Origin of the sequence: Microbacterium sp. NPDC088619 (assembly GCF_044752825.1) — a bacterium.
Lineage (GTDB): Bacteria > Actinomycetota > Actinomycetes > Actinomycetales > Microbacteriaceae > Microbacterium.
In genome coordinates, this window is sequence record NZ_JBIVLZ010000001.1 from 1,302,478 (window position 1) to 1,320,722 (window position 18,245).

Annotated in this window: 18 protein-coding genes; 14 read left to right on the forward strand and 4 right to left on the reverse strand. The window is 68.7% G+C overall.

What is annotated here, in order from left to right:
- Window positions 1-65: 65 nt before the first annotated feature.
- Genes ACIP5T_RS06585 through ACIP5T_RS06595 form a run of 3 tightly spaced genes read left to right on the forward strand, consistent with a single transcriptional unit; the run spans window position 66 to window position 3,174 of the window.
- Entirely contained in the window at window positions 66-1,820 is a 1,755-nt protein-coding gene (locus ACIP5T_RS06585; protein ID WP_400861674.1) for a thiamine pyrophosphate-binding protein, read from the forward strand.
- Window positions 1,821-1,847: 27 nt separating this feature from the next.
- The gene (locus tag ACIP5T_RS06590; RefSeq protein WP_400861676.1) at window positions 1,848-2,702 is read left to right on the forward strand and encodes a PhzF family phenazine biosynthesis protein; all 855 of its coding nucleotides are present in this window, start codon (window positions 1,848-1,850) and stop codon (window positions 2,700-2,702) included.
- Between the two features lie 37 nt (window positions 2,703-2,739).
- Window positions 2,740-3,174, forward strand: coding sequence for an NUDIX hydrolase (locus tag ACIP5T_RS06595; protein ID WP_400861678.1), 435 nt, complete (start codon window positions 2,740-2,742; stop codon window positions 3,172-3,174).
- 18 nt (window positions 3,175-3,192) lie between these two features.
- Here the strand turns inward: ACIP5T_RS06595 and ACIP5T_RS06600 are convergent, their stop codons facing one another.
- Together ACIP5T_RS06600 and ACIP5T_RS06605 are read right to left on the reverse strand one after the other, a co-directional pair.
- Complete coding sequence (locus ACIP5T_RS06600) at window positions 3,193-3,573, reverse strand: VOC family protein (protein ID WP_400861679.1); 381 nt, start codon at window positions 3,571-3,573, stop codon at window positions 3,193-3,195.
- A gap of 141 nt (window positions 3,574-3,714) precedes the next feature.
- Window positions 3,715-5,586 carry an FAD-dependent monooxygenase gene (locus tag ACIP5T_RS06605; RefSeq protein WP_400861680.1) on the reverse strand — a complete coding sequence of 624 codons (1,872 nt, stop codon included), beginning with the start codon at window positions 5,584-5,586 and terminating at the stop codon, window positions 3,715-3,717.
- A gap of 133 nt (window positions 5,587-5,719) precedes the next feature.
- On the opposite strand from ACIP5T_RS06605, the gene ACIP5T_RS06610 reads away from it, so the two are divergent.
- Complete coding sequence (locus tag ACIP5T_RS06610) at window positions 5,720-6,421, forward strand: IclR family transcriptional regulator (protein WP_400861682.1); 702 nt, start codon at window positions 5,720-5,722, stop codon at window positions 6,419-6,421.
- A 59-nt stretch (window positions 6,422-6,480) separates the two neighbouring features.
- Here ACIP5T_RS06610 and ACIP5T_RS06615 read toward each other — a convergent pair whose 3' ends face one another.
- On the reverse strand, window positions 6,481-7,860 hold the full coding sequence (locus ACIP5T_RS06615) for an MFS transporter (protein WP_400861684.1): 1,380 nt from the start codon (window positions 7,858-7,860) through the stop codon (window positions 6,481-6,483).
- A 154-nt stretch (window positions 7,861-8,014) separates the two neighbouring features.
- Between ACIP5T_RS06615 and ACIP5T_RS06620 the strand changes: the two genes are divergently transcribed.
- The 8 genes from ACIP5T_RS06620 (at window position 8,015) to ACIP5T_RS06655 (ending at window position 16,504) form a co-directional block, all read left to right on the forward strand.
- Window positions 8,015-9,484: a fumarylacetoacetate hydrolase family protein gene (locus tag ACIP5T_RS06620; protein ID WP_400864649.1), complete on the forward strand. Its 1,470-nt coding sequence runs from the start codon at window positions 8,015-8,017 to the stop codon at window positions 9,482-9,484.
- Window positions 9,481-10,167: a GntR family transcriptional regulator gene (locus ACIP5T_RS06625; protein WP_400861685.1), complete on the forward strand. Its 687-nt coding sequence runs from the start codon at window positions 9,481-9,483 to the stop codon at window positions 10,165-10,167. Before ACIP5T_RS06620 ends, ACIP5T_RS06625 begins: the two co-directional genes overlap by 4 nt.
- Window positions 10,164-11,660 carry a 5-carboxymethyl-2-hydroxymuconate semialdehyde dehydrogenase gene (hpaE, locus tag ACIP5T_RS06630; RefSeq protein ID WP_400861687.1) on the forward strand — a complete coding sequence of 499 codons (1,497 nt, stop codon included), beginning with the start codon at window positions 10,164-10,166 and terminating at the stop codon, window positions 11,658-11,660. The genes ACIP5T_RS06625 and hpaE overlap by 4 nt, the downstream gene beginning before the upstream one ends.
- 13 nt (window positions 11,661-11,673) lie before the next feature.
- Window positions 11,674-12,837 (forward strand): 3,4-dihydroxyphenylacetate 2,3-dioxygenase, encoded by a 1,164-nt coding sequence (gene hpaD, locus ACIP5T_RS06635; RefSeq protein WP_400861688.1) that lies wholly within the window; start codon window positions 11,674-11,676, stop codon window positions 12,835-12,837.
- A gap of 38 nt (window positions 12,838-12,875) precedes the next feature.
- Window positions 12,876-13,661, forward strand: a complete 786-nt coding sequence (locus tag ACIP5T_RS06640) for a fumarylacetoacetate hydrolase family protein (RefSeq protein WP_400861690.1) — start codon at window positions 12,876-12,878, stop codon at window positions 13,659-13,661.
- Window positions 13,646-14,449 (forward strand): HpcH/HpaI aldolase/citrate lyase family protein, encoded by an 804-nt coding sequence (locus ACIP5T_RS06645; protein WP_400861692.1) that lies wholly within the window; start codon window positions 13,646-13,648, stop codon window positions 14,447-14,449. Before ACIP5T_RS06640 ends, ACIP5T_RS06645 begins: the two co-directional genes overlap by 16 nt.
- A 62-nt stretch (window positions 14,450-14,511) precedes the next feature.
- Window positions 14,512-15,759, forward strand: a complete 1,248-nt coding sequence (locus tag ACIP5T_RS06650) for an MFS transporter (RefSeq protein WP_400861694.1) — start codon at window positions 14,512-14,514, stop codon at window positions 15,757-15,759.
- A gap of 22 nt (window positions 15,760-15,781) precedes the next feature.
- The gene (locus tag ACIP5T_RS06655) at window positions 15,782-16,504 is read left to right on the forward strand and encodes a DUF6882 domain-containing protein (RefSeq protein ID WP_400861696.1); all 723 of its coding nucleotides are present in this window, start codon (window positions 15,782-15,784) and stop codon (window positions 16,502-16,504) included.
- A 20-nt stretch (window positions 16,505-16,524) separates the two neighbouring features.
- Here the strand turns inward: ACIP5T_RS06655 and ACIP5T_RS06660 are convergent, their stop codons facing one another.
- Window positions 16,525-17,001 carry a DUF4188 domain-containing protein gene (locus ACIP5T_RS06660; protein WP_400861697.1) on the reverse strand — a complete coding sequence of 159 codons (477 nt, stop codon included), beginning with the start codon at window positions 16,999-17,001 and terminating at the stop codon, window positions 16,525-16,527.
- A 66-nt stretch (window positions 17,002-17,067) separates the two neighbouring features.
- Here ACIP5T_RS06660 and ACIP5T_RS06665 point away from each other — a divergent pair, with 66 nt between their 5' ends.
- Both ACIP5T_RS06665 and ACIP5T_RS06670 read left to right on the forward strand, forming a co-directional pair.
- Entirely contained in the window at window positions 17,068-17,628 is a 561-nt protein-coding gene (locus ACIP5T_RS06665) for a TetR/AcrR family transcriptional regulator (RefSeq protein ID WP_400861698.1), read from the forward strand.
- Between the two features lie 55 nt (window positions 17,629-17,683).
- A complete protein-coding gene (locus tag ACIP5T_RS06670) occupies window positions 17,684-18,241 on the forward strand; it encodes a hypothetical protein (protein WP_400861699.1) in 558 nt (185 codons plus the stop codon).
- Window positions 18,242-18,245: the final 4 nt, after the last annotated feature.

Below are 18,245 nucleotides of genomic sequence, written 5' to 3' on the forward strand. Positions count from 1 at the left end.
TGACGCGGGGGCGAGACACATACGGAATACGAATGTTCTCCGTCCCTGTCTCGAAAGGCTTTCGCATGCCCTCTGTCTCCGCGCACGTCGCCCTCACTCTCGCTCAGCACATCGACGCCGTCTTCGGCGTGATGGGCAACGGCAACGCCTACTTCCTCGACGCGATCGAGACCCAGACGGATGCGGTCTTCACCGCCGTCCGTCATGAGCAGGGCGCAGTGGTCGCCGCCGATGCGCACTTCCGGGCCTCCGGACGCATCGCCGCAGGCACCTCGACCTACGGGGCCGGCTTCACCAACACCCTCACGGCCCTCGCCGAGGCCGTCCAGGCCCACGTGCCGCTCGTGCTCGTGGTGGGCGACGAGCCGACCTCCGGCCCGCGCCCGTGGGATGTCGACCAGATCGCCCTCGCATCCGCCGTCGGTGCTCGCACCTATACGGTCGGGCATGCGGATGCCGCGGCGACCACCGTCATCGCGATCGAGCATGCCCTGACCTACCGCGTCCCCGTCGTGCTCGCCATCCCGTATGACGTGGCATCGCTCGAGGCGGGCGCGGTGCCCGAGGCGCCGACGCCCCGCATTCCCGCGCCGCTCGCTCCCCGCGGCGAATTCGCGGAGGGCACGCTCGACGAGATTGCCGCAGCGCTGAGGGGCGCATCCCGCCCCTTCCTGCTGGCCGGTCGCGGGGCGTGGTTGGCTGGCGCCGGGAAGGCCCTCGGAGAGCTGGCTGCGATGACCGGCGCACTCACCGCGTCGTCGGCTCTCGGCCGTGGGGTCTTTCCCGAGCCGCAGTTCGATCTCGGCGTCACCGGCGGATTCGGCGCGGACGGGGCGATGGACCTGGTGCACTCCGCCGACGTCGCGGTCGTGTTCGGCGCGTCACTGAACCAGTTCACGATGCGCTTCGGCGAGCTCTTCGCCCCGGGAACACAGGTGTTCCAGATCGACATCGCTCCGGCTGCCACGCATCCGCACGTCGGCGGCTTCGTGCGTGCCGACGCCCGTGTCGCCGCAGAGGCGCTGGTCGCACGGGTCAGCGCCCTGTCGTCCGCTCCTCGACCCGACGCCGGACACGATTTCGGAGCAGCGCCCCGCCAGGCCGAGGTGGCAGGGGTCGCACACGGCGCGTCGGCACCGGCACCCGACGCTGTGCCCGGACAGCCGTGGCGTGAAACCGTCGATGTCGCGGCCGCGCGAACCTATGACGCGGGCGACGACCTCGCCCCCGACGGGCGCCTGGATCCCCGATCGGCCGCCCGCCGCATCGCAGAGCTCCTGCCCTCCGACCGCGTCGTCGTCTCGGACGGCGGCCATTTCATCGGCTGGGCGAACATGTACTGGCCTGTCGAGGCACCCGATCGCATGATGATGGTCGGCACGGCGTTCCAATCGATCGGCCAGGGCTGGCCCAGTGTCGTCGGTGCTGCTCTCGCCCGCCGGGAGTCGACAGTCGTCCTCACCTCTGGGGATGGAGGCGGCCTGATGGCGATCGCCGACCTCGAGTCGGCGGTGCGCGCCGCGGGCGGCCGCGGCATCGCAGTGATCTGGAACGACGCCGCCTACGGCGCCGAGGTCAACCTCTATGGTCTGAAGGGACTCGCCGAGGGACCGATGCTGATTCCCGAGGTCGACTTCGCGGCGTTCGGCGCTGCGGTCGGCGCCGAGGGCGTGGTCGTCAAGAACCTCGCCGACCTCGATCGGCTCGCGTCCTGGACGGAAGAGGATCCCGCGACGCGCAGGTTCCTGCTGCTCGACCTGCGCATCTCGGGTGACGTGATCGCGCCGTACCAGCAGGAGATCATCCGCGTGAATTCGTGACTCCGCAGGATCGCTAGGCTCCTCGTCATGACGGATGATCCGAGTGTCCTGCGGTACAGCGCCTTCGCGGCGACCCCCGAGGGCGGCAACCCCGCCGGGGTCGTGCTCGACGGCGGCGGCTTGTCGGATGAGCGGATGCAGCGCATCGCGGCGGATGTCGGTTTCTCAGAGACCGCCTTCCTCGTCGGTCGCGCGGACGACTCCGGTGCGCCGCGATATCGCGCGCGTTACTTCTCCCCGGCCGCGGAGGTGCCGTTCTGCGGACACGCGACCGTGGCGACGGCCGTGGCCCTCGCTGAGCGCGACGGCCCGGGCGACGTGGTGTTCGACACGAACGCAGGCGCGGTCGCACTGCGATCGGTGGTCGGCGCGGACGGCGCGGTGACCGTCTCGTTCACCAGCGTCGAACCGCAGGTGCGCGACCTCGACGCCGAAGCGCTCGAGCGCCTGCTCGGACTGCTCGACCTCACTGCGTCCGACCTCGATGAGCGCTTTCCGCCGAAGGAGGCGTTCGCCGGCAACTGGCATCCGATCCTCGTCGTCGAAGACCGCGAGCTGTTCGACCAGTTCCGCTTCTCCCCTGCCGAGGTCGCGGCTCTCATGCGCGTGAACGACTGGCTCGGCACCGTGACCGTGCTGCACGCCGCCGGCCCCGCCGACTTCGACGCCCGTAACCTCTTCCCCGTCGGTCGCATCACCGAGGACCCGGCGACCGGCTCGGCCGCAGCATCGACCGGGGCGTATCTGCGCGCACTCGACCACCCCGAGACGACCGTGCGGATCCACCAGGGCGCCCATGTCCGGCGGCCGAGCCTGCTCACGGTGGCCATCCCTCCACGCGGCGGGATCGTCGTCTCCGGGGGTGCGACGCAGATCGGCTGATCGCGCGCGAGCATGGGCGGTGCGTTAGCCTTCCGGGATGCCCGCCATCCGCAACATCGCCGTCGGACTCCCCGTCAAGGACGGTCACCTGCTCGCGCTCGAGGGACACGACCGCTCACGTCGGCTCGACTTCCTCCGTGCGATCGGCGGGGGCATCGAGTTCGGCGAGACGGCGGAGGAGGCGCTGCGTCGCGAGTTCACAGAAGAACTCGACGTCGTCGTCGACGCTGCGGAGCTTCTCGGCGTCTTCGAGAACATCTTCACGTACGAGGGCTCACCCTGTCACGAGATCGCGCACGTCTTCGCGGTGTCGTCCGCAGCGCTCGATGCCGTGCCCCTCGACGCCGAACTCCGCATCCTCGACGAGGGCAGCCCCGTGCGCTGGGTGCCGGTGGACGACATCCGTTCCGGCGCGCGCATCCTGTTCCCCTCGGGTGCACCCGAGGCTCTGTTCGCGATCACCGAGCGCTGAGCACGACGCCGGCAGCGCTCAGGCCTGAGCGCTGTAGTCCGGCAGCTCCTGCAGCGTCCAGGTGTTGCCGTCGGGGTCGTCGAACGTGACGAACCGCCCCCACGCCTGCTCATCGACGCCCTGTGCCGCGACTCCGAGCCCGTGAAGGTGGGCGAGCGCCTCGTCGGCATCCGGCACGACCACCTGGATCGTGTTCTGCTGGCCGGGCAAGAGCCCCTCGCCGAGGTTGGTGCCGAAGGCGATCGAGCAGGCCGACCCGGGAGGGGTCATCTGCACGAACCGCAGGCCTTCATACGGCACCTGGTCGTGATCGGCATGAAATCCGATCTTCTCGTAGAACTCCTTCGATCGGTCGACATCCGAGACCGGGACGAAGATCAGCTCGATCTTCCACTCCATCGCGCACTCCTCCTGTCGGGGCGACTTCGCCCATCGACCCTCACGGTACGCGCGGCCTCCGACACCCGCCAGAGGTACCTCACCCGTGCGAGGCATCTCACCCGTGTCCTCCCGACGGCGCGAGGGGCTCTCGCGACGGACTCAGGATGCGGGCAGCAGCGCCCCGTCGAAGAATGCGGCGAGCTCCTCCACGGCGTCCAGAGGCAGGATCGCGGCGACGTACTGGTCGGGGCGCACCACGACCACGACTCCGTCGCGCGACAGCTCGCGCGCCTCGAAGATGTCGGTCTCCGTCCACTTCGACGGCCCAGCGGCATAGACCTTCTCCCAGTCGGTGAGCCCGAGCGGACCGGTCTTCGGCTGGAACAGAGCGGGCGCGGACGTGACCTCGATCTCTTCATACGGCTGCTGGTAGATCGCCTTCACATCGAACACCGCGTCGGTGTCGGCATCCGCGGGCGTGAACCGCTCGAACACCGGCGCAGCCTCTGCTGCCCATGCGTCGAGGCTCGCCGTGTCGCGGCCGGCGAAGGCGTAGACGCGCCAGCGCCCGTCGGCCTTGGCGTGGTGTCCCAGGTGGATCGCGTTGCCGTCGCCGACCCGCACGACCTCTGCAGATTTGAAGCGCTTGCCCAGCGGGTATCCGACGGCGAGACCCTGGTGCGCGTCAGAGCCGGTGATCATCGACGAGGTGTACTGCGTCATGAACCCCGAGGGGAACTCCGCCGTCGCGAGATAGTACGTCGCGAGGTCAGTCGGGTCGGTGATCTCCGAGGGCTTGCGCGCCATCAGAGTCGACCACTCGCGATCGAAGTCGATGAGCTGCTGGGCGACAGGCCGGCGCTCGGCGCCGTACGTGGCGAGCAGCGCCTCGGGGGCCCGCCCGGTGAGCACGGACCCGAGCTTCCATCCGAGGTTGAACCCGTCCTGCATCGACACGTTCATGCCCTGGCCCGCCTTGGCACTGTGCGTGTGGCAGGCGTCACCTGTGAGGAACACCCGCGGCGTGCGACCGGAACCGTCGATCACGTCGTCGAACCCGTCGGTGACCCGGTGCCCCACCTCGTAGACGCTGTGCCAGGCGACCTCCTTCACGTCGAGCGTGTAGGGAGTGAGGATCGCGTTCGCCTTGGCGATGATCTCCTCGATCGGCGTCTGACGCACGCGGTGGTCGTCGTCCTCGGCGACCTCGCCCAGGTCGATGTACATCCGGCTGAGGTAGCCGCCCTCGCGGGGGATGTGCAGGATGTTGCCCGCCTCCGAGTTGATCGCGCACTTGGTGCGCCAGTCGGGGAAGTCGGTGTTGACGAGCACGTCCATGACGCCCCAGGCATGCGCCGCGCTGCCGCCGACATGCGTGCGCCCGATGGACTGACGAACGCCGCTGCGCGCACCGTCGCACCCGGCCACGTACTTCGCACGGATCGTGCGCTCCTCGCCTGCGCGTTCCCCCGCGACGTAGCGCAGCGAGACCTCGACCGGATACTCGCCGTCGTCGTGCACGGTGAGTCCGGTGAACTCGATGCCGTAGTCGGGGGCGATGCGGCCCGGGCCGTTCGCCGCGGCCTCCGCGAAGTAGTCGAGCACTCGCGCCTGGTTGACGATCAGGTGCGGGAACTCGCAGATGTCGTAGGCGTAGTCGGCGGTCCGCGACGTCCGCACGATCTCGTCGGGCTTCTCTGGGTTCGGCCCCCAGAAGTTCATCCATCCGATGTTGTACGCCTCGGCGACGATGCGCTCGGCGAAGCCGAAGGCCTGGAACGTCTCGACGCTGCGCGGCTGGATGCCGTCGGCCTGACCGAGCACCAGCCGCCCCTCGCGCTTCTCGATGAGGCGCGTGGACACGTCGGGGTACTGCGACATCTGTGCCGCGAGCAGCATGCCGGCGGGGCCGGAGCCGACGATCAGCACGTCGATCTCGTCAGGGAGGTCTGCGGGCCGCTCGGTGCCGATGCCCTCCGCATCCTTCACGCGCGGGTCTCCCGAGACATAGCCGTGGTGGTGGAACTGCATCGTCGTCGATTCCTTCCGGACGTCTCTGTCGGGCGTTGCGTTCGAACCGATCGTGTTCTATATTCGAACACAACGTTCTACTATTGAACACAGCTTAGGGACGCTCGTCCCGAAACGCAAGGGAGCGCAACGCATGCCCGAAGGCACTCCGGCTTCGCAGACCCTCAGCCGCGGCATCCGGATCCTCGAAGTGCTCGCCGATGCGCGGGTCCCGCTCACGATCGACGAGATAGCGGTGCGACTCGCGGTCCACCGCTCGGTCGCGTATCGACTGCTGCGCACGCTGGAGGACCACCGGCTCATCGGGAGAGACGCGTCGGGTGCCGTGACTCTGGGTCCTCGCATGGCGGCGCTGGCGGCCGGCGTCGCCCACGATCTGCAGGCCGAGGCGATCCCCGAGCTGACCGCGATCGCCAACGAACTCGGCATGACGTGCTTCCTCGGTGTGCTCGACGGCGACGACTGCATCACGCTCGCGAGCATCGAGCCCCGGCACGCGATCGCGAGCGTCGCGCAGCGCCCGGGCGCCAGACACCCGGTCACCGTCGGCGCGCCCGGCAAGGCGATCCTCACGCAGCTCCCGATCTCGGAATGGCCGGGCGATGCGCCCGCCGCCCTGCACGCAGAGGTCGAGCAGGCGCGCGTGCGCGGATACGCCACCAGTCACGACGAGGTCATCCCCACCGTGCGATCGGTCGCGGTGCCGCTCGTGCTGCGCGGCCAGCGCCCCTCGGCGATCGCGGTCGTGCATGTCGCCACGGCCCTCGACGACGCTGAGATCGCAGCACGTCTGCGGCGCTCGGCATCCGCGATCCGCGAAGCCCTCGAAGGCTGAGTCGGGATACGCAGAACGCACGCCCGCGAGGCGGACGTGCGTTCTGGATGCGGCGCGCGTCAGACCTTGGCGAGCCCGCGGATCGGGCTCACCGACTGCTCCTCCTCGTGATCCGGGCCCAGCGGGATGCCGGAGCGATCACGCAGCAGCAGCGTCGCCACGAGGCCGAGCAGCGTCATCCCGGCGAGGTACCAGGTGACGGCCTGCGTCGAGCCGGTGGCCTGCACGATGGCGGTCGCGATGGTCGGGGCGAACGCCCCGCCGGCGATCGCGCCGATCGCATACGAGATCGAGACGCCCGAGAAGCGGATGCTGGCGGGGAAGAGCTCGGTGTACAGAGCCGCCTGCGGTCCGTACGTGAACCCGAGACCGATCGTCAGGATCGCGAGGCCGGCGAACAGAAGACCGATCTCGCCGGTGTTGACCAGCGGGAAGAGCGTGAAGACACCGACGAGCTGCATGATCCAGCCGATGATGTACGTCGTGCGCCGGCCGATCCGGTCGGACAGCCACCCCGCGATCAGAGTCGTGATGAGCCAGGTGACGGCCGACCCGGCGACAGCCCACAGCACGGGGCCGCGCTCGAGGCCGATCGGACCCTCGGGGTTGGTGGCGTAGCCCTGGATGTACCCGCCGGTCGTCATGTATCCCACCGCGTTGTTTCCGGCGAAGACGAGGGCGGCGACGATGACGAGCAGGAGGTGCTTGCGGAACAGCTGCACGATCGGCATGCTCGCCTTCTCCTTGCGCTCGGCGAGCTCGATGAAGACCGGGCTCTCCTCGACCTTGCGGCGCACGTAGTAGCCGACCAGGATCAGGACGACGCTGAGCAGGAACGGAATGCGCCAGCCCCACTGGATGAACTGATCCCCCGGGGCGATGACGGTCATGAGCGCCATCACGCCCGATGCGAGCAGCAGCCCCAGGGGCACGCCGATCTGGGGTGAGGCGCCGAAGATCCCGCGCTTCGACTTCGGCGCGTGCTCGACGGCCATCAGCACCGCGCCGCCCCACTCGCCACCGGCCGAGATGCCCTGCAGGATGCGCAGCAGCACCAGGAGGATCGGGGCGGCGATGCCGATCGCCTCATAGGTCGGCAGGACACCGATCAGTGCGGTCGCCGCTCCCATCAGGATCAGCGTCCACATGAGCACCGTCTTGCGCCCCAGCTTGTCGCCGTAGTGACCGGCCAGGAAGGCTCCGAGCGGGCGGAAGAGGAAGCTGACGCCGACGGTCGCGAAGGCGACGATGGCGCTGTTCGCGCCCAGCGGTTCGAAGAACAGCTGTCCGAAGACCAGGCCGACGGCCGTGGCATAGATGAAGAAGTCGTACCACTCGACGGTGGTGCCGACGACGGTGGCGAACACGACCCGGCGCCGATCGGCCGGTGTCGCGATTGTTCCGGTGGGGGTGAACCCCGCCTGTGACTGCCCGCTCATAGGGGTGTCTCCTTTGATTGTGACCGCATTGTCACGGCTCGCGCACGAGGTGTTTCGAGTTGCTTGCCGAGGGGTGACACGATGATATATGATTTCGAATACGACGCACAAGGCGTCGACGCAAAGCGCGAGGAGGCGCCCCGTGACGGCATCCATGACCCGCCCCGGCAAGATCATCGCGATCCACCTGAGCTACGCCTCCCGTGCCGATCAGCGGGGTCGGCGGCCCGCAGCCCCCTCCTACTTCTTCAAGCCGGCCAGTTCGGTCGGCGTCTCGGGTGGCACCGTCGAACGCCCGGCCGGCACCGAGCTGCTCGCCTTCGAGGGCGAGATCGCCCTCGTGATCGGCACCCCCGCCCGTCGGGTCTCACTCGATGACGCCTGGAGCCACGTCGGCTGGGTCACCGCCTCGAACGATCTCGGGATCTACGACCTGCGCGCCAATGACAAGGGCTCGAACGTCCGCTCCAAGGGCGGCGACGGATTCACGCCCCTGGGCCCCGAGCTGATCGACGCCCGCGCCGTCGACCCCGCCGCTCTGCGCGTACGCGCCTGGGTCAACGGCGAGCTGCGCCAGGACGACACCACGGCCGGTCTCATCTTCCCGCTCGCCCAGCTGGTCGCCGACCTCTCTCAGCACTTCACGCTGGAGCCCGGCGATGTCATCCTCACCGGCACCCCCGCGGGGTCCTCCGTGATCGTCCCGGGCGACGTGGTCGAGGTCGAGGTCGACGCGCCGGATGCCGAGGGCGCGCCGTCGTCAGGACGCCTGGTGACCACGGTCACGCAGGGCGACGCGCCGTTCGACGCCGAGATCGGCTCGCTGCCCGCCGTCGATGACCTGCAGCGCACCGAAGCCTGGGGCTCTCGTGAAGAGGCCGGACTTGCGCCTGCCGAGGCTGTTCCCGCGCTCTCCCCCGCGCTGCGCGCCAAGCTGATGGAGGCGCCGACCGCCGGCCTCTCCGCCCAGCTGCGCAAACGCGGCCATCACTCGTGCTTCATCGACGGCGTCTCAGCGAACATCCCCGGCAGCAAGATCGTGGGCACCGCCAAGACGCTGCGCTTCGTGCCCTTCCGGGAGGATCTGTTCAAGACCCACGGCGGCGGCTACAACGCGCAGAAGCGCACGTTCGACGCCGTCGACGAGGGCGAGATCATCGTGATCGAGGCCCGAGGCGATGCGACGACCGGCACCCTCGGCGACATCCTCGCGCTGCGTGCCCGCGCTCGCGGGGCGGCGGGCGTCGTCTCCGACGGCGGCGTGCGCGACTTCGACGCGGTCGCCGAGATCGGACTGCCGGTCTTCTCGCAGGGCGCGCACCCGTCTGTCCTCGGACGCAAGCACGTGCCGTGGGATTCCGACATCACGATCTCGTGCGGCGGCGCCACGGTGCAGCCCGGCGACATCATCGTCGGCGACAGCGACGGCGTCGTCGTGATCCCGCCCTCTCTTGCCGAGCAGGTCGCGGACGACACTCTCGCTCAGGAGATCGAAGACGCCTGGATCGCCGAGCAGGTCGCGGCCGGGCACCCCGTCGACGGGCTGTTCCCGCTCGACGCGGAATGGCGCGCCAAGTACGAGGCCGCCACGGGCGCGGGGTCTGAGGAAGGGTCGCACTCGTGACCGCGGTCTCCAACTCCAGCAAATCGGAGCAGGCCTACGCCTGGATCCGCTCGCGCATCTCGGCACATGCCTTCGGCCCGGGCTACCGCCTCGTGCTCGGCTCCCTGGCCGAAGAGCTGGGCATGAGCGTCGTGCCGGTGCGCGAAGCCATCCGGCGCCTCGAAGCCGAGGGTCTCGTGACCTTCGAGCGCAACGTCGGCGCCCGCGTCACTCTCGTGGACGAGAGCGAGTACGCGCACACCATGCAGACGCTCGGCCTGGTCGAAGGTGCGGCCACGGCACTCTCGGCACCGCTGCTCGACCCGGAGACGCTCGACGCAGCAGAGGCCGTCAACGAGCGGATGACTCAGATGCTCGGGCACCTCGATGCGCACGCGTTCACCGAGCTCAACCGACAGTTCCACTCTCTGCTCTTCGAGCCCTGCCCGAACCCGCACCTGCTCGACCTCGTGCACCGAGGGTGGGCGCGGCTCTCCGGCATCCGCGACTCGACGTTCGCCTATGTGCCCGGCCGCGCCCAGCATTCCGTCGAAGAGCACACGCAGATCCTCGAGCTGATCCGATCGGGCGCTGACCCGCTCGAGATCGAGCTCGCCGCCCGAAATCACCGCCTGCGCACGAGGGACGCCTTCCTCGATGCGCTGCACACCCGTTCTCACCACAACCCAGGAGACGAGTCATGACCGATTCCCGCATCCCCGCCGATCTGCCCGACCACATCCAGCACTACATCGACGGCGCGTTCGTCGACTCGGTCGACGGCGACACCTTCGATGTGCTCGACCCCGTGACCAACAAGACCTACACGACGGCCGCCGCGGGCAAGAAGGCCGACATCGAACTCGCCGTCGCCGCAGCGAAGCGCGCGTTCGACGAGGGCCCGTGGCCGCGGATGCTCCCCCGCGAGCGCTCGCGGGTGCTGCACAGGATCGCCGACCTCGTCGAGTCCCGTGACGCCCGCCTGGCAGAGCTCGAGTCGTACGACTCGGGGCTGCCGATCACCCAGGCGCTCGGACAGGCCCGCCGCGCCGCCGAGAACTTCCGCTTCTTCGCCGACCTGATCGTCGCGCAGTCCGATGACGCCTTCAAGGTGCCGGGCAAGCAGATGAACTACGTCAACCGCAAGCCGATCGGCGTCGCCGGGCTCATCACCCCGTGGAACACGCCGTTCATGCTCGAGTCGTGGAAGCTCGGCCCCGCGCTCGCGACGGGCAACACCGTGGTGCTCAAGCCCGCCGAGTTCACGCCGCTGTCCGCCTCGCTGTGGGCGGGCATCTTCGAGGAGGCCGGCCTGCCCAAGGGCGTCTTCAACCTCGTGAACGGCCTCGGCGAAGACGCTGGTGACGCCCTCGTGAAGCACCCCGACGTGCCGCTCATCTCGTTCACGGGCGAGAGCTCGACCGGGCAGCTGATCTTCGGCAACGCCGCCCCGTTCCTCAAGGGACTCTCGATGGAGCTCGGCGGCAAGTCCCCCGCCGTCGTGTTCGCCGACGCCGACCTCGAGGCCGCGGTCGACGCGACGATCTTCGGAGTGTTCTCCCTCAATGGCGAGCGCTGCACCGCAGGCTCCCGCATCCTCGTCGAGCGCTCGATCTACGAGGAGTTCGTCGAGCGATACGCCGCGCAGGCGAAGCGCGTCAAGGTCGGCTACCCGCACGACCCGGCCACCGAGGTCGGCGCCCTCGTGCACCCCGAGCACTACGACAAGGTGATGAGCTACGTCGAGATCGGCAAGACCGAGGGCCGCCTCGTCGCCGGTGGCGGTCGCCCCGAAGGGTTCGACGAGGGCAACTTCGTCGCGCCGACGGTGTTCGCCGACGTCTCCCCCGACGCCCGCATCTTCCAGGAGGAGATCTTCGGACCTGTCGTCGCGATCACGCCGTTCGACTCCGACGAAGAGGCGCTCGCGCTCGCGAACAACACGAAGTACGGTCTCGCCGCTTACATCTGGACCAACGATCTGAAGCGCGCCCACAACTTCGCGCAGTCCGTCGAGGCGGGCATGGTGTGGCTGAACAGCAACAATGTGCGCGACCTGCGCACCCCGTTCGGCGGCGTCAAGGCCTCTGGCCTCGGCCACGAGGGCGGCTACCGCTCGATCGACTTCTACACCGACCAGCAGAGTGTGCACATCACGCTCGGCGGCGCCCACAACCCGACCTTCGGCAAGAACTGAGCAAGGACCTGACATGACCGACAAGACTGCGAAGACGCTGACGTCATCGGGCTACTACGTGAGCCAGGAGGCTCCGATCCAGACCGACAACCCGGTCGCCACCCCCGAGAGCACGCCCCCTGACGTGCTCCGCTGCGCCTACATGGAGCTGGTCGTCACCGACCTGGCAGCATCGCGGGTGTTCTACGTCGATGTGCTGGGCCTCTACGTCACGGAGGAGGACGACGAGGCCATCTACCTCCGCTCGACCGAGGAGTTCATCCACCACAACCTCGTCCTGCGCAAGGGCCCGATCGCCGCGGTGGCCGCGTTCTCGTACCGCGTCCGCTCGGCCGCCGACCTCGACCTCGCCGTCGCGTTCTACACCGAGCTCGGCTGCGATGTGCGCCGCAACCCCGAAGGCTTCGTCAAGGGCGTCGGCGACTCGGTGCGCGTGGTCGATCCGCTGGGCTTCCCGATCGAGTTCTTCCACCAGTCCGACCACGTCGAGCGGATGTCGTGGCGCTACGACCTGCACACCCCCGGCGAGCTCGTGCGCCTCGACCACTTCAACCAGGTCACCCCCGATGTGCCCCGCGCCGTGAAGTTCATGCAGGATCTGGGCTTCCGCGTGACGGAAGACATCCAGGACGACGAGGGCACCGTGTACGCCGCGTGGATGCGCCGCAAGCCCACCGTGCACGACACGGCGATGACCGGCGGCGGCGGTCCCCGCATGCACCACGTGTGCTTCGCGACCCACGAGAAGCACAACATCCTCGCGATCTGCGACAAGCTCGGCGCCCTCCGCCGGTCCGACGCCATCGAGCGCGGGCCCGGCCGTCACGGCGTCTCGAACGCGTTCTACCTGTACCTGCGCGACCCCGACGGGCACCGCGTCGAGGTCTACACGCAGGACTACTACACCGGCGACCCCGACAACCCGGTGATCACGTGGGACGTGCACGACAACCAGCGTCGGGACTGGTGGGGCAACCCGGTGGTGCCCTCCTGGTACACCGAGGCCTCTCTCGTTCTCGACCTCGACGGCAACCCCCAGCCCGTGGTCGCCCGCACCGACAGCTCAGAGATGGCCGTCACGATCGGCGCCGACGGGTTCTCGTACACCCGCCCGGACGACGACAAGGACATGCCCGAGTACAAGCAGGGCGAGTACAAGCTCGGTCACCAGCTCTGATCGATTCGCACGCAGGTTGAGACAGGGAGGAGACACGGATGCTGTCAGCAGACACCATCGAGCAGATCGCCGCTGAACTCGCCGAGGCAGACCGGAACCACTCCGTGATCCCGCGCATCACGGCGCGGTATCCGGAGGCGACGGTCGAGGACTCCTATGCGATCCAGGGCATGTGGCGCGACTCGCAGATCGCCGCCGGTCGTCGCCTCGTGGGTCGGAAGATCGGTCTGACATCCAAGGCGATGCAGCAGGCCACGGGGATCACCGAGCCCGACTACGGCGTGATGTTCGATGACACCGTCTACGAGTCGGGCGCCGAGATCCCCGTCGACCATTTCTCGAACGTGCGCATCGAGGTCGAGCTCGCGTTCGTGCTCAAGCGTCCGCTCGAGGGCCCCGACTGCACGCTCGACGACGCCCTCGCGGCGATCGACTACGCAGTTCCGGCGCTCGAGGTGCTCAACTCTCACATCGAGCTCGAGGGGCGCACGATCGTCGACACGATCAGCGACAACGCCGCCTACGGTGCGATGGTGCTCGGCACCGTGCACAAGCGGCCTGACGAGATCGATCTGCGCTGGGTGCCCGGTGTGCTCTCGCGCAACGGCGAGATCGAGGAGACCGGCGTCGCGGCCGGCGTGCTCGGCCATCCGGCCACCGGTGTCGCCTGGCTCGCGAACAAGTTCCACCAGCACGGCGCGCGTCTCGAGGCCGGGGAGATCATCCTGGCAGGATCGTTCACACGCCCGATGTGGGTGTCGCGCGGCGATCAGGTGCTGTGCGACTACGGACCGATGGGAACGATCGCATGCCGCTTCATCTGAGCCCGTCGTTCCGCGAGCAGCTCGGCGCATCCGACCGGTCGCTGATCGGCATGTGGGCCTGCTCCGGCAGCCCGCTCGTCACCGAGGTGGCAGCGGGATCCGGTCTCGACTGGTTGCTGATCGACATGGAGCACTCGGCGAACACGCTCGAGTCGACGTTGCTGCAGCTGCAGGTCGTCGCCGCGTACCCGATCGCCCCGGTCGTGCGCGTGCCGTCCAACGACACGGTGGCGATCAAGCAGGTCCTCGACCTCGGCGCACAGAACATCATCGTGCCGATGGTGTCGTCGGTCGACGGGGCACGTGCCGCCGTCGCGGCGACGCGCTACCCGCCGGAGGGCGTGCGGGGAGTCGGCAGCGCACTCGCACGCAGCGCCCGCTGGAACCGCGTCGACGGCTACCTGCAGGACTCTGCCCGGCACACGTCGCTCACGGTGCAGATCGAGACGACGGCCGGGGTCGAAGCCGCCGCCGGGATCGCGTCGGTCGCCGGAGTGGATGCCGTCTTCGTCGGTCCGTCGGACCTCTCTGCGTCGATGGGGCTCCTCGGCCAGCAGAGGCACCCCGAGGTGGTCGCCGCCGTGGAGCGGGTCTTCGCTGCGGTCAGGAGTGCCGGGGTACCCGTGGGCGTCAACGCCTTCGACCCCGCCGCTGCCGATTCCTACATCGCGGCCGGTGCCGATTTCGTGGCCGTCGGTGCCGACGTGGCGATGCTCGCACGAGCATCCGAGGCTCTCGCCGCCCGCTTCATCCCGGCATCCGACGACACGTCCCGCGCCAGCTACTGACGCCTGAGACCGCCCCGCCGGGCGTGGCAGGATTGACGGATGCAGAGAAGCGAGGCGCCGACATGATCCGCGCCCTCGCGGCCATGCACGACAAGGGGTTCCGCTGGTTCTTCCTGGCCCGTGCGATCACCCTCATCGCCGGCTCGATGTCGTCGATCGCCCTTGCCTTCGCGGTGCTCGAGATCGACAACGACGCACGATCGCTGTCGCTGGTGCTCGCCGCCTTCACGATCAGCAACATCGTGTTCCTGCTGTTCGGCGGCGTCATCGCCGACCGCCTCCCCCGAGCGCTGATCATCCAGTCCTGCTACGTCATCGACATCGTCACGGTCGGAGCGATGGCCGCGCTCCTGTTCACCGGCACGGCCACTGTTCCGCTGCTGGCCCTGCTGTCGGTCGTGAACGGAGCATCCACCGCGTTCGTGCTGCCTGCGATGCAGGGGATCATCCCGCAGTTGGCCTCCGCAGAGCACCTCCAGCAGGCCAACGCGATGCTCTCTTTCGTGCGCTCGGCGACGACGATCGGCGGGCCGATCATCGCGGGCATCGTGGTCGCCACTGCCGGCCCCGCCTGGGCGATGGTCGTGCAGGCGATCGGCTGGGTCATCGCGATCCCGGTCCTCGCGATGGTGCGACTGCCCCCACCCGACCACGGCGGCGGGACCACGATGTTCCACGATCTCCGCGTCGGCTGGCAGGAGTTCTGGAGCCGCACGTGGCTCTGGGTCATCGTGATCGCATTCATGGTGATGAACGCGATCCACATCGGCGCCTGGGGCGTCGTCGGGCCGTACATCGCGAAGAACGACGAACGACTCGGCATCGCAGGCTGGGGGTGGGTCGTCAGCGCCGAAGGCGTCGGCATCCTGCTGATGACCCTGATTCTGATGTGGCTGCCCCTGAAGCGACCGCTGCGCTACGGCATGATCGGCATGGCCGCGTTCGCGATCCCGTTGACCGTTCTCGGAGTGCACCCGGCCGTGGTCCTCCTGGCGATCGCCGCGTTCATCGCCGGTGCCGGCGTCGAGCTCTTCAGCACCGGCTGGAATCTCGCGATGATGGAGAACATCCCCGGTGACAAGCTCTCGCGCGTCTCGAGCTACGACATGCTCGGCAGCTACGTCGTGATGCCGATCGGCACCCTCGTGTACGGCTGGCTGATCACCCACAGCGACGTCGAGACGGTGCTCGTCACCTCGGCGATCCTCTATGCGTCGATCGCCGTCGCGACGCTGATCGTGCCGAGCGTCTGGCACATGGGGCGGCCGGCAGGTGCCCTTTCCGCCCACGAGGAGTTGGCGGATTCATAGCAATTCGGGCGAGACTGTGGGCATGACCTTCGCCGCGCTCCAGCCGCTCGCAGACCGTGCTGCACTGTTCTCCGCCCTTCGTCAGGATTCCCTGGCCACCGCCCTCGAGGACCTCGGCGACAACCGCTGGGATGCCGACATGGCGGCGGGTACGCTGACGTTCACGTCGAACGCCGACAGCACCCGCCAGCTCGTCGCTCGCGCCCACCTCGTCGCGACGATCGCCCCGGGGCCTCGCTCGCTGCTCTGGGCGTGGGCACACCCGCAGGGCGACCCGGCCGGTGTCGCAGCCCAGTTGCGCGACTACGGAACCGAGCACGGCATCGTCGAGCTGAGCGAGACCGAGCTCCCCTTCCCCGCCGACTCCGCCGGAGACGCCGAGTGGATCACTGCCGCCGCTCATACCGTCGGCGCCGTGGCCGTCGAGCTCACCGGCCGCGCCCCCTACTACCTCGCTCCGGTCGGCGGGGGCACCTACGCGGTGTTCCTGCTCGACGCCCCGCTCCCGCCGCTCACGGTCGCCTCCGCGGCGATCGTCCTCCCTCGCATCCTCTCGACCGTGGCTCTGCCCGATGCCCGCACGGCCGTGTGGGATGCCGCTCGCCTCGCCGGGTGGAATCTCACCTGGACCGACGAGTCCTTCTCAGGTGCCACTGTCGCCGATGCGACAGGCACTGCGACGTTCCGCTTCGACGAGCAGGCACGCATCACGAACATCGAGAGCAGCCTGCACCCGCAGCCCTGACCCTCGCAGAGGACAGCGCGTCATCGGCCCAGCCGCTGGCGCGCTGTCTTCGTTCCGGAGCCGACCGGCACATGGGCGGTGGCCGCCGCGAGCCCGAACACCGGCATGTCGACGTACACGGCTTCGAGGTCGGAGACGGGCACCTGGTAGGTCTCGTGCCAGACGCCCACGCTCCCCGTGCCCTGCAGCGACCGCATGAAGTCGCGCCAAGGCTGCAGATGCGGAGCATCGCGGTCGGCGGCGAATCGCTGCAGGTGCTCCGGGCTCTCCCAATACGACAGCAGGATCGTCGTGCGACCGAACCAGCTGTGTGCGCCGAGCATCCCCGCGTCCGGATGGGTCGCGAGGTGCTGCAGCATCGGGGGCATCTTGCTGGCGGTCCACCACACCTTGCCGAGCTGCCACCAGCGGTTGGCGCGCATCCCGATCAGGAAGACCGTCACGTCCGAGCGGTCGGGGGCCGCGGTGAATCGACCGGGGAAGACCTGCTGAGACATGCGCCACTCTTTGGAACGTTGTTATGTAACTGCGTTATGCAACAACGTTACGGTACGATCGAACGCATGGCAAGACCTCCTCTGTACGATGTCGCTCTGCGTGATCGCCTGCTCTTCGCGACAGCGGAGATGGTCGATGACAAGGGGCCTGAGCGGATCAGCCTGCGCGACATCGCGCAGAATGCCGGCACCTCGACCTCGGCCGTCTACGCTCTGTTCGGAGGAAAGACCGAACTGCTCGTCGCCGTCATCGAGCACGGCTTCGCCTCGTTCGGCGAGGCGCAGGCCGCATCCGAATCCCAGGGACTGCGCGCGCTCGGTCTCGCCTATCGGTCGTGGGCGATGGCCAACCCCGCCCTCTACCGCCTGATGTTCGGCGGCGGGGTCGCGACCGAGGACTGCCGACCCGACGATGCGACCATGAGCACGGCGATGGCTCCACTGATGCGCGCACTCGCGGCACGCGTCGACGAGTCGGACGTTCCGGCCGCCGCCCTCACCGTCTGGGCGCAGGTGCACGGCGCCGTGAGCCTCGAACTCGCCGGCGTGACGCCCCCGCTCGTTCCGTGGGACTCGGTCTACGGCGCGGTGGTGGACGCGGTCGAGCGCGCCTTCCCCGCCCGCTGATCCGTCCTGCACCTTCGAGATGCCACGGCATCCGAGAGTGTGGAATTCTGGTCGCATGAAGAACGGAATCGTCCGGTTCGCCGCGCTCTACGTGTTCAACGTCGCAGTCCTGCTGCTCATCGGGCTGCTGTCCGCCGGGGTCTCGGTCGGGTTCCACGCGCTCTGGGCCGCGGTGGTCCTGACTCTCGCGGCACTCTTCGTGAAGCCACTGCTCACCGGGGCGTTCCGCAAGGCCGCCGCCAAGTCCGCAGCCGACCGCACCAAGACCGGAGAGAAGGTCGTGCAGTACGTTCTCGTCTACCTCGTCGAGCTCCTCATCTGGGTGGCCGTCGTGTGGCTGAGCGGCGTCCGCGCCTCCGGCTTCTGGAGCTACGCGCTTCCCCCGCTGTTCCTGCTGTTCGGCTGGATGATCTACGACCAGGTCGACGACAGGCTCCGCGCGAAGGCGAGCGAGCTGTACGACGCCGTGCAGGGCAGGGTGTCGGGCAAGAAGTCCGCGCCCGCTCCGGCGGCCTCAGCCTCCCCCACCGCACCGGCCACCGCCGAGGCGCGCGCGGAGCTCCACGACGGCCTGACAGCCGAGCAGCGACGGATGCTCGACGAACTCGGCTGAACGC

What these genes read in the sequence shown, in the direction of transcription:
- ACIP5T_RS06585 (WP_400861674.1), top strand. Translation starts at nt 66, where the DNA reads ATGCCCTCTGTCTCCGCGCACGTCGCCCTCACTCTCGCTCAGCACATC.
- ACIP5T_RS06590 (WP_400861676.1), top strand. Translation starts at nt 1,848, where the DNA reads ATGACGGATGATCCGAGTGTCCTGCGGTACAGCGCCTTCGCGGCGACC.
- ACIP5T_RS06595 (WP_400861678.1), top strand. Translation starts at nt 2,740, where the DNA reads ATGCCCGCCATCCGCAACATCGCCGTCGGACTCCCCGTCAAGGACGGT.
- ACIP5T_RS06600 (WP_400861679.1), bottom strand. Translation starts at nt 3,573, where the DNA reads ATGGAGTGGAAGATCGAGCTGATCTTCGTCCCGGTCTCGGATGTCGAC.
- ACIP5T_RS06605 (WP_400861680.1), bottom strand. Translation starts at nt 5,586, where the DNA reads ATGCAGTTCCACCACCACGGCTATGTCTCGGGAGACCCGCGCGTGAAG.
- ACIP5T_RS06610 (WP_400861682.1), top strand. Translation starts at nt 5,720, where the DNA reads ATGCCCGAAGGCACTCCGGCTTCGCAGACCCTCAGCCGCGGCATCCGG.
- ACIP5T_RS06615 (WP_400861684.1), bottom strand. Translation starts at nt 7,860, where the DNA reads ATGAGCGGGCAGTCACAGGCGGGGTTCACCCCCACCGGAACAATCGCG.
- ACIP5T_RS06620 (WP_400864649.1), top strand. Translation starts at nt 8,015, where the DNA reads ATGACCCGCCCCGGCAAGATCATCGCGATCCACCTGAGCTACGCCTCC.
- hpaE (WP_400861687.1), top strand. Translation starts at nt 10,164, where the DNA reads ATGACCGATTCCCGCATCCCCGCCGATCTGCCCGACCACATCCAGCAC.
- hpaD (WP_400861688.1), top strand. Translation starts at nt 11,674, where the DNA reads ATGACCGACAAGACTGCGAAGACGCTGACGTCATCGGGCTACTACGTG.
- ACIP5T_RS06640 (WP_400861690.1), top strand. Translation starts at nt 12,876, where the DNA reads ATGCTGTCAGCAGACACCATCGAGCAGATCGCCGCTGAACTCGCCGAG.
- ACIP5T_RS06645 (WP_400861692.1), top strand. Translation starts at nt 13,646, where the DNA reads ATGCCGCTTCATCTGAGCCCGTCGTTCCGCGAGCAGCTCGGCGCATCC.
- ACIP5T_RS06650 (WP_400861694.1), top strand. Translation starts at nt 14,512, where the DNA reads ATGATCCGCGCCCTCGCGGCCATGCACGACAAGGGGTTCCGCTGGTTC.
- ACIP5T_RS06655 (WP_400861696.1), top strand. Translation starts at nt 15,782, where the DNA reads ATGACCTTCGCCGCGCTCCAGCCGCTCGCAGACCGTGCTGCACTGTTC.
- ACIP5T_RS06660 (WP_400861697.1), bottom strand. Translation starts at nt 17,001, where the DNA reads ATGTCTCAGCAGGTCTTCCCCGGTCGATTCACCGCGGCCCCCGACCGC.
- ACIP5T_RS06665 (WP_400861698.1), top strand. Translation starts at nt 17,068, where the DNA reads ATGGCAAGACCTCCTCTGTACGATGTCGCTCTGCGTGATCGCCTGCTC.
- ACIP5T_RS06670 (WP_400861699.1), top strand. Translation starts at nt 17,684, where the DNA reads ATGAAGAACGGAATCGTCCGGTTCGCCGCGCTCTACGTGTTCAACGTC.